This window comes from Blastococcus sp. KM273128 (assembly GCF_021698975.1).
GTDB lineage: Bacteria > Actinomycetota > Actinomycetes > Mycobacteriales > Geodermatophilaceae > Blastococcus.
Window position 1 is genome coordinate 1 of record NZ_SSXA01000100.1, and the last position, 12314, is coordinate 12314.

At 77.1% G+C, this 12314-nt stretch carries 11 protein-coding genes and 1 pseudogene; 4 read left to right on the forward strand and 8 right to left on the reverse strand.

Features of this window, described 5'->3' with window-relative positions; all coding sequences use genetic code 11:
- Together E9529_RS19730 and E9529_RS19735 are read left to right on the forward strand one after the other, a co-directional pair.
- On the forward strand, positions 1-864 hold an 864-nt coding region (locus E9529_RS19730), incomplete at its 5' end, for a cell wall metabolism sensor histidine kinase WalK (RefSeq protein ID WP_236832972.1).
- The gene (locus E9529_RS19735) at positions 861-1949 is read left to right on the forward strand and encodes a GerMN domain-containing protein (RefSeq protein WP_236832973.1); all 1089 of its coding nucleotides are present in this window, start codon (positions 861-863) and stop codon (positions 1947-1949) included. The genes E9529_RS19730 and E9529_RS19735, both read left to right, overlap by 4 nt.
- A 61-nt stretch (positions 1950-2010) precedes the next feature.
- Here E9529_RS19735 and E9529_RS19740 read toward each other — a convergent pair whose 3' ends face one another.
- Positions 2011-2583, reverse strand: a complete 573-nt coding sequence (locus tag E9529_RS19740) for a hypothetical protein (protein WP_236832974.1) — start codon at positions 2581-2583, stop codon at positions 2011-2013.
- A 226-nt stretch (positions 2584-2809) separates the two neighbouring features.
- Here E9529_RS19740 and E9529_RS19745 point away from each other — a divergent pair, with 226 nt between their 5' ends.
- Positions 2810-3664 carry an Fpg/Nei family DNA glycosylase gene (locus tag E9529_RS19745; protein WP_236832975.1) on the forward strand — a complete coding sequence of 285 codons (855 nt, stop codon included), beginning with the start codon at positions 2810-2812 and terminating at the stop codon, positions 3662-3664.
- 108 nt (positions 3665-3772) lie between these two features.
- Here E9529_RS19745 and E9529_RS19750 read toward each other — a convergent pair whose 3' ends face one another.
- The 6 genes from E9529_RS19750 to E9529_RS19775 all read right to left on the reverse strand — a co-directional run bounded on the left by E9529_RS19750 (position 3773) and on the right by E9529_RS19775 (position 11161).
- Positions 3773-4981, reverse strand: a complete 1209-nt coding sequence (locus tag E9529_RS19750) for an MBL fold metallo-hydrolase (protein ID WP_236832976.1) — start codon at positions 4979-4981, stop codon at positions 3773-3775.
- Between the two features lie 139 nt (positions 4982-5120).
- Positions 5121-7580: an ABC transporter permease gene (locus E9529_RS19755; RefSeq protein ID WP_236832977.1), complete on the reverse strand. Its 2460-nt coding sequence runs from the start codon at positions 7578-7580 to the stop codon at positions 5121-5123.
- Between the two features lie 4 nt (positions 7581-7584).
- Positions 7585-8343: an ABC transporter ATP-binding protein gene (locus tag E9529_RS19760; protein ID WP_255709594.1), complete on the reverse strand. Its 759-nt coding sequence runs from the start codon at positions 8341-8343 to the stop codon at positions 7585-7587.
- A 296-nt stretch (positions 8344-8639) separates the two neighbouring features.
- Positions 8640-9335 (reverse strand): response regulator transcription factor, encoded by a 696-nt coding sequence (locus E9529_RS19765; protein ID WP_236832979.1) that lies wholly within the window; start codon positions 9333-9335, stop codon positions 8640-8642.
- A complete protein-coding gene (locus E9529_RS19770; protein WP_236832980.1) occupies positions 9332-10513 on the reverse strand; it encodes a sensor histidine kinase in 1182 nt (393 codons plus the stop codon). Before E9529_RS19770 ends, E9529_RS19765 begins: the two co-directional genes overlap by 4 nt.
- Positions 10514-10588: 75 nt before the next feature.
- A complete protein-coding gene (locus E9529_RS19775) occupies positions 10589-11161 on the reverse strand; it encodes a copper chaperone PCu(A)C (RefSeq protein ID WP_236832981.1) in 573 nt (190 codons plus the stop codon).
- A gap of 108 nt (positions 11162-11269) precedes the next feature.
- On the opposite strand from E9529_RS19775, the gene E9529_RS19780 reads away from it, so the two are divergent.
- Positions 11270-11419: a hypothetical protein gene (locus E9529_RS19780; protein ID WP_236832982.1), complete on the forward strand. Its 150-nt coding sequence runs from the start codon at positions 11270-11272 to the stop codon at positions 11417-11419.
- A 5-nt stretch (positions 11420-11424) separates the two neighbouring features.
- Here the strand turns inward: E9529_RS19780 and E9529_RS19785 are convergent.
- Positions 11425-12314 (reverse strand): annotated as a pseudogene (locus E9529_RS19785) (aromatic ring-hydroxylating dioxygenase subunit alpha); the annotation flags it as partial.

Consider the following 12314-nt stretch of genomic DNA (forward strand, 5'->3'; position numbering starts at 1 on the left):
GTCGCGACCCTGGCGGGGGCCGGGTTCGGGGTGTGGGCCAGCCGGCGCGCCGTCTCCCCGCTGGAGCAGGTCGCCGGCGCGGCCACCCGGATTGCCGGCGGCGAGCTCTCCACCCGCCTCCCGCCGACCGGCGACCCTGACCTGGTGGGCATCGTGGCGGCCTTCAACAGCATGGTCGACGCCCTCGCCGCCCGGATCGAGCGGGACGCCCGGTTCGTCGGCGACGTCAGCCACGAGCTGCGCAGCCCGCTCACCAGCCTCACCACGAGCGTCGAGGTGCTGGCCACCCGGCGCGAGGAGCTGCCGCCGCGCGCCCAGCAGGCGCTCGCGCTCGTGGAGGGCCAGGTGACGCGGCTGCGCGTCACCCTCGACGACCTGCTGGAGCTGGCCTGGATGGACGGCGCCGACCACGGGCCCGACGCCGTCCCGGTGCCGCTGGCCGCCCTCGTGCGGGAGGTGCTGGAGGGGACCGGCCGGCCGGTCGACCTGCTGGAGGCCGGACCCGGCGAGGGGACGACGGTGCTCGGGGACAAGTCGCGGCTCGAGCGGGCCGTGCGCAACCTGCTGGACAACGCCGACCGCTACGGGGGCGGGCCGGAGCGCGTGGCCGTCCGGCGCTGCGAGGGCTCGGTGCTCGTGACGGTGGACGACGCCGGGCCCGGGGTCGCCCCGCTGGACCGCGAGCGGATCTTCGAGCGCTTCGCCCGGGCCCCCGGCTCGGCCCGCCGCTCGCTGCCCGGCGCCGGGCTGGGGCTGGCGATCGTGGCCGAGACCGCCGCGCAGCACGGTGGCGCGGCCTGGTGCGAGGCGAGCCCGTGCGGCGGGGCGCGCTTCGTCCTGTCCCTGCCGGCGGCGGGGTCGTGACCCGGCTGCGCCGGCTCGGGGCCGGTGGCGTGCTGGGTGCCGTCCTCGCCGGGGTGGTCTCCTGCGGCGTGCCCAGCGGCTCGGGGCCGACGACGATCGCGCCGTCCGACGTGCCGTACGGGCTCGCCGCGCCGTCGCCGGCGCCGTCGGCCGCGCCGTCGGCGGTACCCGGCGAGGTGGGCTGGGCCTACCTGGTGGGCCCCGACGAGGCGCTCGTCCCCCGGGCCCGCGACAGCGGGAGCGGGTCGGTCGAGGACCGGCTGGCCGACCTGCTGACCGGCCTGGCCGCGGGGCCGACCGGTGAGGAGCGGGCCGAGGGGCTCTCCTCGGCGCTCCCGTCCGGGACGACGCTGGAGGTGTCCGGCATCGACGGCGGCACGGCCACGATCGACCTCGCGGGCGTCTCGCCGCTGTCCTCCGGCCGGCGGGCGGTGGCCCAGATCGTGCTCACCGCGGCGAGCCTGCCGGGCGTCGACGCGGTCCTGCTCACCAGCGACGGCGAGCCGGTGGAGGCGCCGCTGCCCTCCGGGGCGCTCACGGACGAGCCCCTGCTCCCGGCCGACTACGCCGTCTTCCTCAACCCGCTCCCGCCGTCCCCGGCGTCCCCCGCGCCGACCCCGGCCACCACCGGGGCGGTGCCCGCCTTCTCCGCCGACACCCTGCCCGACACCGCCGCGGCCTCGCCCGGGGCCGCGGTGACGGTGACCGACGTCCGCGCCGGCCGGCAGGCGGGGTTCGACCGGGTGGTGCTCGAGGTGGCCGGCGCGGGGCTGCCCGGGTGGGACGCCCGCTACGTGGCCGATCCGCGGTCGGCGGGGAGCGGGCTGCCGGTGGAGGTCGCCGGGGACGCCGTCCTCCAGCTCGTGCTCACCGGCGTGGGCCTGCCCGGGGACACCGGCGTCGCCCCCTACGCCGGGCCCGACCCGGTCGTCCTGGGGGGCCCCGCCGTCCGGGAGGTCGGCATCGACACGGTCTTCGAGGGGCAGCTGGTGGCCTTCCTCGGCACCGCGGGCGAGCGCCCGTTCCGCGTCTACCGGCTGCAGGACCCGAACCGGGTGGTGGTCGAGGTGCTGCACCCGGGGTGACCGGCGGGGGCCTGCGCCCCGGGGGTCACCCGGGGCGCAGGCCCCCGCGGTGCGCGACCGGTCACCAGCGGTGCGCGACGTCGATCACCAGGCGGACCGCGTCGTCCCCCGGGGCGCCGACCAGGGTGAAGGTGCGGAACGGCAGCCGGGCGCGGGTGCCGACGCCGAGGGTGGTGCGGCCCTCGTACGAGCCGGCCCAGGCGACCTGCTCCAGCGTGCGGAAGCCGTCGACGTCCACGACCTCGCCGTGGCTGGGCGGCAGGTAGGTGGCCCGGCCGTGCGCGTCGTAGGCGGGGGAGTGGACGACGACCTCCAGCGCGGCCCCGCCGGCCAGCGGGACGACGTCGCCCGTGCCCTCCTGGTGCACCGCGCCGACGTAGCGCACCGAGTAGCCCGTGGGCGTCGCGGGGCCGTGCAGGTCGACGACCAGGCGCTCGAAGCAGGCGTGCCGGCCGGCGCGGACGTCGGTCACGGTCAGGCCGGCGGCGGTGGCCGAGCCGGCTTCCGGCAGCGAGCCCCACACCAGTCCGCAGTACGGCGCGCGGGCCGAGGCCGAGGCGGGGGTGAGCAGGCCGAGCAGCAGCGCGACCACGCCCGCGACGACCGCCAGGGGAACGGGTCTGATCCTTGTCACGATGGCCTCCATCCACCGGGCCCGCGCCCCTGCGGTGCGGGCCTCGACCCGAGGTGTACTCCCGCCCGGGCCCCGTGGAGGCCGCCGCAACAGGGTCTCCACCGGGTCGTCGCAGGCGTCATGCGGTTGTCGCACCACCGCAAGACCGCCGGGCCAGGACCGGCGCGGGCGGCGGGTCCACCGATCGGGGGCCGCGCCGCGGCCGCATCCGGTGGATCATGGTCGGGTGCCCGAGTTGCCCGAGGTGGAGGCGCTGGCGGCGTTCCTGCGCGAGAACGCCGTCGGCCGCGTGCTGGCGCGCGCCGACCTCGCCGCCGTCCAGGCGATCAAGACCTTCGACCCGCCGCTGTCCGCGCTCGCCGGCCTCGAGATCACCGGGGCCGCCCGGCACGGCAAGTTCCTCGACCTCGACGTCTCGGGGCTGCACCTCGTCGTCCACCTCGCCCGGGCGGGCTGGCTGCACTGGCGGGAGAACCTGCCGGCCGCGCCGCCGAAGCCCGGCAAGGGCCCGCTGGCGCTGCGCGTGCACCTGGACGACGGCAACGGCTTCGACCTCACCGAGCAGGGGACGCGCAAGGGCCTGGCCGTCTACGTCGTCCGGTCGCCCGCGGAGGTGCCCGGCGTCGCGCGGCTCGGGCCGGACGCGCTGGAGGTGGACCGGGACACCTTCGCGCGGCTGATGGCCGGCCGGTCGGGGCAGCTCAAGGGCGCGCTCACCGACCAGACGCTGGTCGCGGGCATCGGCAACGCCTACTCCGACGAGATCCTGCACGCCGCGCGGCTGTCGCCGTTCAAGATGGCCGACAGGCTGACCGACGACGAACTGGTCCGTCTCTTCGACGCCGTCCGCGCCACCCTGACCGGGGCGCTGGACCGCCAGGTGGGCCAGCGCGCCGCCACGATGAAGGGCGAGAAGCGCTCGGGGCTGCAGGTGCACGCGCGGACCGGGCTGCCGTGCCCCGTCTGCGGCGACACCGTGCGCGAGGTGAGCTTCGCCGACACCTCGCTGCAGTACTGCCCGACCTGCCAGACGGGGGGCAAGCCGCTGGCCGACCGGCGGATGTCGAAGCTGCTGCGCTGACGGCGTCCCGCCGCCACGATCAGGGAACCTGATCATCGAGCGTCCTCCCTCGTGGTGGGCGGTGAGGGAGGACGCGCTGCGGCGAGGGAGGACGGCGGGCGGGCCCCGCTACTCCGGCAGCAGGGAGACCAGCCGGGTCAGCGCGCGGACCAGGACGCTGCTGCCCACACCGGCATCGTCCTGCTGCGCCGCGGCACCGGCCGACCCCACCGCCGTCCACCAGTCGCGCAGCGGCGGCGGGTCGAGGACGTCGACCCGCTCGCCCGGCTGCGGGACGACGACGTCGGCACCGCGGGCGCCCGCCGCGACCAGCAACCGCTCCACCGGCTCGGCCCAGCGGTGGAACGCCAGGTTGAAGGTCGCCCAGTGCACCGGCAGCAGCACCCGCCCGCCGAGGTCGCCGTGCGCGCGCACCGCCTCCTCCGGGTCCATGTGGATCGCGTGCCAGGCGTCGTTGTAGGCGCCGATCGGCAGCAGGGTCAGGTCGAAGGGGCCCAGCCGGGCGCCGATGCCGGCGAACGCTGGGGTGTAGCCGGTGTCCCCGCCGAAGAAGACGCGGTGCCGGGGGCCGGCGACCACCCACGACGCCCAGAGGGTGGTGTCCCGGTGGAAGTAGCGCCCGGAGAAGTGCCGCGCCTCGGTGCAGGTGAGCACGAGGTCGCCGATGCGGTGCTCGCCGTCCCAGTCCAGCTCGACGATCCGCTCCTCGGGCACCCCCCACTTGCGCAGGTGCTCGCCGATGCCGAGCGGCACCACCCAGGGCGCGCGCTGGGTGCGCAGCAGGGTGCGCACGGTCGGCAGGTCGAGGTGGTCGTAGTGGTCGTGCGAGATGAGCACCGCGTCGACCGGGGGGAGGTCCTCGAGCGCCATCGGGGGCTCGTGCAGCCGCGTGGGCCCGATGATCGGCGACGGCGACACGCGGTGCCCCCAGACCGGGTCGAGCAGCACCCGCCGGCCGTCGATCTCCAGCAGCGCGCTGGCGTGGCCGAACCAGGTGACGGCGAGCTCGGCGGCGTCGGCGGGCAGCTCGGCCTCCGCGAGCGGGATGGGGGCGCCGGGCAGGCCGACGTGCCGCTCCTCGTGCCACTGCCGCAGCAGCCCGTCGCGGGTGTTCGCGGGGGAGAGCGCGGGGGTGGGCATCCGGTTGTGGAACTTGCCGTCGGAGAACTGCGGCGAGCCCGCGACCACGGGGCGCAGCCGGCGGCGGTGGGCCCCCAGCGCGGTCGGCAGGCCCCAGGCGGCGGAGGCCACCCACCCCACGGGGCCGGCGAGCAGGGCGGCGGTGAGGACGGCGCGGCGGGCGATGCGGGGAGGCACGCTTCGAGCATCCCAGCCGGAGGTGGACGGCGGCTGTGAGGCCAGCGACGTCCGTCCGACCACACCGTGGAGCGTCCTCCCCCACGGTGCGCGGTGAGGGAGGACGCTCCATGATCAGGGGACCTGGTCGTCGCGGGGATCAGCCGGCGATCGCGGCCACCGGCGGGGTCCGCGCCGCCCGGCGGGCCGGCAGCACCGAGGCGAGCAGCCCGGCCACCGTCGCCACCAGCACGATCGCGCCGACCTGCAGCCACGGCATGCTCAGCACCAGCTCGCCGTAGGAGCCGAGCACCGACGCGACGCCGACCAGCCCGTAGAAGCTGCCCAGCAGCACCCCGAGCAGCGCCGCCACACCGGCCACCAGCGCGGACTCCCAGGCGAGCAGCCCGCGCAGCTGGGTCCGGGTGAGGCCCAGCGCCCGCAGCAGGCCGTTCTCCTGCCGCCGCTCGACCACCGACAGGGCCAGCGTGTTGCCCACCCCGATCAGGGCGATCACCACCGCGACGCCGAGCAGGCCGGTGACGACCAGCAGCAGCACGTCGAGCACCGAGTCGATCGCGGCGCGCTCGTTGGCCATCCCGGTGACGAAGGCGAACGGCATCGCGGCGCCGGCGATGTCGGTGACCTGGTCGATCACGTCGGTGTGGTCGGCGTCGTCGGCCAGCCGCAGCCAGACGGTGTCGACGGCGGCCTCGGGCGCGAGCGCGGCCAGCTCGGCGACGGGCAGCGTGGGCCGCTCGACGTCGCCGTACAGGGCGGTGAGGGTCGCCGTCCGGCCGCCCGCAGTGAAGGTGACGTCGCCGCCGGCCGGGATGCCCCAGCTGGAGTCGGCCCACCACGGGAGCACGACCTCGCCGGCCGCCGGGATCGGCACGTCCCCGGTCGAGCGCAGCACCGGCGCCGCCGTCGCGGCGTCCAGCCCGGAGACGCCGGTCTCCTCGCCGTCCGGCCCGGTCACCGTCGCGGCGGTGAGGGACGACGCCGCCACCACCCCGTCGACCTCGGCCAGCCGGCCCGGCAGCGACGCGGGCATCGTGCCGTCGCCCTGGACGATCACGTCGGTGGGGTACTGGGCGGCCAGCCCGGCCTGAGCGGTGGCCCGCGTCGACGCCGCTCCGACGACCATGGCGGTGGTCAGGGTGACGCCGATGAGCAGCGCGGTCGCCGTGGCCGCCGTCCGCCGGGGGTTGCGGGTGGCGTTGCCGGCGGCGAGCCGGCCGGGCACCCCGCCCAGCCGGGCGGCCAGCCGGCCCACGGCGCCCACGACCGGGGGCACGGCCCGCTGGGCCAGCAGCACCACGCCGAGGAAGCTCAGCGCCCCGCCCGGCAGCGCGATCAGGACGTCGGCCAGCGCGACCCCGACCCCCATGAGCAGCACCCCGGGGACGAGCAGCAGGAGACCGAGCACCAGGCGCAGCACCCCGCCCCGCGACCGCAGCGGCTCCGGGTCGACCGGCCGGAGCGCGGCCAGCGGCGCGACCTTCGTGGCGCCGCGGGCGGGGGCGAGCGCGGCGAGCAGCGTGGTGGCCGTGCCGACGGCCAGCCCGGCGACGACGGCGACCAGCGGCACGGACAGGCCCGAGAGCGGGACGGGGGAGTCGGCGGCCTCGGCGACCGCCGAGACGCCGGCGGCCAGGCCGATGCCGGCGAGGACGCCGAGGGCCGAGGCGGCCAGGCCGGTCAGCGCGGCCTCGCCCAGCACGCTGCGGCGAACCTGGCGGGCGGTCGCGCCCACGCAGCGCAGCAGCGCCAGCTCACGGGTGCGCTGGGCCAGCAGGACCGCGAAGGTGTTGGCGATGACCAGGCCCGCGACCAGCACGGCTACGGTGGCGAAGACCAGCAGCACCGCGGTGAGCGCCATCGTGTCCCCGGTCAGCCGGGCCGCCTCCACCTCGGCCTGCTCGGTGCCGGTGCGCACCAGGACCTGCCGGTCGGCCAGGGCGGCGCCGACCTGCTGCACCACGTCCCCGGCCGGTACGCCGTCGGCCCCGGCCACCCGGAGCTCGGTCGGGTCGACGGCGCCCCAGGCGCGCAGCTGCTCGGCGGTGCCCCAGACGCGGCCGTAGATGCCGGAGGTGGGATCGCCGCCCAGGTCCACGACGCCGGTGACCGTGACGGAGGAGCTCCGCTCGGTGCCGTCGGGCGCGAAGGAGGTCAGCGGGAAGGTGTCGCCGACGGCCGCGCCGGTGCGCTCGCTCACCGCGATCTCGCCGGGTGCGTCGGGCAGCTCGCCGTCGGCCACCACCTGCCAGCGCAGGGCCGGGGCGTCGGCGACCGACTCGGCGAGCAGGTACTGCTGCCCCGTGCGGCCGGGCAGCAGCGCCTGGACGCCGCTCTCCCAGGTGGCGTCGACGGCGGCGACGCCGTCCAGCGCCGCGATGCGGTCCAGCTCGTCGTCCAGGCCGGTGCCGTCGTCCGAGGTGACGACCGCGTCCGCGCCGACGTAGGGGGCGCCGACGGCGTCCAGCACCGTGGCGCGGGAGGTCTCGTTGAGCACCAGGGTGGCGACCACGAAGCCCACGGCGATGACGATCGCCAGGGTGGAGGCGATCAGCCGGGGCAGGTGCGCCCGGATGCTCGCCAGGGTGACTGCGCGCATGACGTCAGGCCCCCAGGTCGCGGAGGGCGTCGAGCACGGAGGCGGCCGTCGGGTCGGTGAGCTCGCCGGCCAGCCGGCCGTCGGCCAGCAGCACCACGCGGTCGGCGTAGGCGGCGGCCGAGGGGTCGTGGGTGACCATGACGACGGTCTGGCCGGTCTCCTTGACGCTGGAGCGGAGCAGGCCGAGCACCTCCGCGCCGCTGCGGGAGTCGAGGTTGCCGGTGGGCTCGTCGGCGAAGACGACGTCGGGGCGGGGCAGGAGGGCGCGGGCGATGGCCACCCGCTGCTGCTGGCCGCCGGAGAGCTCGTGCGGGCGGTGCCCCAGGCGCTCGCGCAGGCCGAGCCGCGCGACGACGTCGTCGAACCACACCGGGTCGGGGCGCTGCCCGGCCAGCTGCATCGGCAGCACGATGTTCTCGCGGGCCGGCAGCACGGGCAGCAGGTTGAAGGCCTGGAAGACGAAGCCGATCCGCTGGCGGCGCAGCGCCGTGAGCTGGTCGTCCCGGAGGCTGGTGAGCTCGGTGTCGCCGAGCCACACCTGGCCGGCGGTCGCGGCGTCGAGCCCCGCCAGGCAGTGCATGAGCGTGGACTTGCCGCTGCCGGAGGGGCCCATGATCGCGGTGAACTCACCGCGGGCGAAGGCGACGTCGACACCGGCCAGCGCGTGGACGGCGGTCTCGCCGCCGCCGTAGGTCTTGCGCAGGCCGGCGGCGCGGACGGCGGCGCCGGACAGGGACTCCGACTGCTCGCCGGGGACGGTCATGACGGGGACGGGCACTTCGGACCTCCGCGGGACAGCTGATCGGGACGGTGATCACGCTGCCGCCCGGCGCCGTCCCCCCGCGTCGGAGCAGGGGCCGGTCTTCGCCGACGCCACCGTCGTCCCGCGGGTGGACCGCCCGTCATGCTGCGGGTGGACCCCCCGGGCGTTTTGTGCACAAAACGCCGCTGAGCTCCGTGGACGGGGGGTGGGGCCTGCACGCTCTGCCTCTGAGTGCAGGTGCACTCAGAGGCAGAGCTCCCGGAGGGTGGATCGGCCGGGGCCGGCCGACGCCGGCCTCAGGCGTTGCGGAGCAGGTCCGCGGGGGCGACCAGCCCGCTGCGGTAGGCGAGCACGACGGCCTGCACGCGGTCCCGCGAGCCGGTCTTGGCCAGCACCCGCCCGACGTGGGTCTTCACCGTCGCCTCGCTGACGACGAAGTGCGCCGCGATCTCGCTGTTGGTCGCGCCGTAGGCCATCTGCTCGAGCACCTCGCGCTCGCGCGGCGTGAGCTCGGCCAGGGCCCCGTCGTCCGCGCCGGCCGGTGCGGCGGCCGCCCCGCCCCGCAGGATGGGCGCGACGTGCTGCAGCAGCCGGCGGGTGGAGCTCGCCGCGATGACCGAGTCACCCGCGTGCACGGTGCGGATCGCGGAGAGCATCTCCTCGGGGGCGGCGTCCTTGAGCAGGAACCCGCTGGCCCCGGCGCCGATCGCGGCCACCACGTACTCGTCGAGGTCGAAGGTGGTGAGGACGACGACCCGCGGCGGCTCGGGCAGCGCGGTCAGCCGCCGGGTGCCCTCGATGCCGTCGGTCCCGGGCATGCGGATGTCCATGAGGACGACGTCGGCCGGGGTGCGGGCCAGCGCGTCGACCGCGGCCGCGCCGTCGCCGGCCTCCCCGACCACGGTGAGGTCGGGCTGGGAGTCGATGACCATGCGGAACCCGGCCCGCACCATCTGCTGGTCGTCCACGAGGAGGACCCGGATCGCGCTCATCGGGGCGAACGGTAGGGCAGGGCGGCGTGCACCCCGAACCCCCCGCCGGCGCGGGGTCCGGCCTCCAGGTGCCCGCCGTGCAGCAGGGCGCGCTCCCGCATGCCGCGCAGCCCCTGGCCCAGCCCGTCGGAGCCGTCGGCGGTGGCCGCGGCGCCGCGGCCGTCGTCGAGCACCGAGAGCTCCAGCGCGTCGGACCGCCACTGCAACCGCACCCAGGCGCGGCCGGCCGGGCCGGCGTGCTTGAGCACGTTCGTGAGCGACTCCTGCACGATGCGGTAGGCGGCCAGCTGCGGGCCGGCGGGCATCGGCTGCGGCGTCCCCTCCTCGATGAGGTCGACGTCCAGGCCGCTGCCCCGCACGTCCTCCACCAGGGCGGGGATCGCGGCGACGTCGGGCTGCGGGGCGTACTCCTCGTCGCCGCCGTCCCGGAGCACGCCGAGCAGGGCCCGCATGTCGGTGAGCGCCTGCCGCCCGGTGGCGGCGATCGCCTCCAGGGCGTCGGTGGCCGCCTGCGGGTCGGCCCGGCCGGCGTACCGGCCGCCGTCGGCCTGCGCGATGACGACCGAGAGGGAGTGCGCCACGACGTCGTGCATCTCGCGGGCGATGCGGGCGCGCTCGGCGGTCGCGGCCAGGCGCATCTCCTGGTCGCGCTCCAGCTCCAGCAGCTGCGCCCGCTCCTCGAGGGCGGCCAGCCGCAGCAGCCGCGCCCGCCGCAGGTCGCCCAGCGCCCAGGCGGCGACGACCGCCACGCCGATGGACCCGGCGGGGACGACGGCGTCGAACACGTCGGTGGAGTAGTAGCGCAGGCTCGCCAGGAGCGCCCCGAGCAGCCCGACGGCCAGGCCCGCCTGCCCGGCCCACCGCGGGGCGTAGGCGGCCAGCGAGTAGACCATCACCAGCGCGGCGTAGTTGGCCGCCAGGAACTGGTCGGAGACCAGCAGCTCCAGCAGCCCGGCCGCGACGACGACGGCCGCGGCCGGGACCGGCGCGCGCCGGCGCCAGGCCAGCGGCGCCACGAGCAGCACGCCGACCAGGAACGAGGCGCGCTCGCTGGACCAGTAGGTGCCGGACGGCAGGACGACGGTGACCAGGCCGATGAGCGCGGCCAGCACGGTGTCGACGACGAACGGCCGGTCCCGCAGCCACGGGGCCAGGTGCTCGGCGGGCGACCGTTCCATGCACCGGAGCCTAGGGACCGCGGCCGCCGGTCTCGTCGCCCCGCGGGATGATCCGCGGGTCGTCCCGTGGGGGGATCAGTCCTCCGGTGTCGGGTCCTCCGGGGCCTCGAAACCGCCCTCGCCGGGGGGCGAGGAGACCACCGGGGCCTCCATGGTGACCTCGCCGGCCTGCTCGAAGACGAACGTGACGGGGACCGACTCCGACGAGCGCAGCTCCGTGGCCAGGCCGGTCAGCAGCACCGACGGCGGGCCGTCGGGCTCGAGGTAGACGTTGTCCTCCTCGGGCACGTCGATCGCGCCCTCCGTGCCGTCGAGCGCCGTCAGCGTGGCGTCCGCGAAGGCGTCGCTGGTCACCTCGACCAGCTGGTCGCCGGTGGTCCCGGTGTTGGCGATCGCGGCGTAGAGCAGGACGTCGTCGCCCTCCTGCCACAGGCCGTCGTCCGGGTACTCGAGCCCGAGCGCGGTGATCTTGATGTCCTCGGTCACCGCCTCGTCGGGGCCGGGGTTGCCGCCGTCGACCTCCGTCCCGAACTCCTCGATCGGGTTGGCCGACTCCTCCTCCTCGGCCACCGTCCCGCAGGCAGCGAGGGGCAGCGCTGCGGCGAAGAGCAGGGCGGCGAGCGGGTTGGTGCGCGTGCGGCGGGTCATCCTGGTCCTTCCGGGGGTCTCTCGTGCGACCGTCGGGGGGTACCCCGGTCGGGCGCCCGCACCCGCCGAGGGGCGGACCGCAACACAGTTGTCGCATGGGGAGGTCGCGTGGACGACGAGCGGACCGGGCCGCTGCCCGACGACGGCGGCGACCCGGCGTGCTGGCTGCGGCGGGTATGCCCGGCCTGCGGCGGGCTGGCCGACGAGGACCCGCCCACCGCCTGCCCCCGCTGCGGGGAGGCCCTGCCGGCGGGGTGAGCCGGTCAGGCGGCGGCGCGCGCCCGCCCGGCCGCCCGGAAGTCGCACAGCGCGTCCCGCAGCGCCAGGCCCAGGCGGTCGGCGGGCAGGTGCAGCTCGGCGCGGCGGTCCAGCGGCAGGCCGGCGGACGGCGTGCCGGACAGCAGCGACAGGTCGGCGTCCAGGGCCCGCTGCTCGGCCGCGGCGTGGGCGGCCAGCAGCGCGCGCGAGGGCAGCGGCTGCCCGGGCCCCGCCGAGTGCAGCACCCGGGTGAGCACGCGGGTGGAGTCGGCGTCCTCGGGCTGCAGCAGGGTCACCACGGTGGTGGTCGCCCCGGAGTCGAGCTGGTCACGGCGGACCCGCATCGCGAAGGGGGCCCGGTGCACGTAGGTGACCCGGCGGCGCTGCCGCAACGGCCGCCCGCCCAGCGCGACCTCGAGGTCCAGCGGGTCGTCGCACCACTGCTCCTGCACCGAGCGGAAGCCGCCCGCCTCCCGGACCACCTCGTACGGGGGCACCTCCGGGTGGTCGGGAGCCCCGGACGTCGCGCCGTGCACGAACGGCAGCCGGGCGACGTCGAGCAGCAGGTCGGCGACGACGGCCGCGGGGGCCGGGGTGCGCCGGGGCGCCAGCCACCGGTGCAGGAACCGGCGGTCGGCGTCCTCCGGCACCTCCAGCGGTTCACCGGCCGGCGCGGCCGGGGCGAGCTCGACCACGCCCCGCGCCTCGCGGACGCCGTGCGCGGGTGGGTCGGCCCGCAGCCCGTCGCCGTCCCGCCGCAGGGTCCAGGTCCGGCCGAGCAGCCGGACCTGCAGCCAGCCGCCGTCCCGCAGCTCGGGGGAGAGGGCGACCGGGTGCCACGCCCGGTCCAGCGAGGGGTCGAGGTTGCCGAAGACCGGACCGCGGGGCGCGGTGG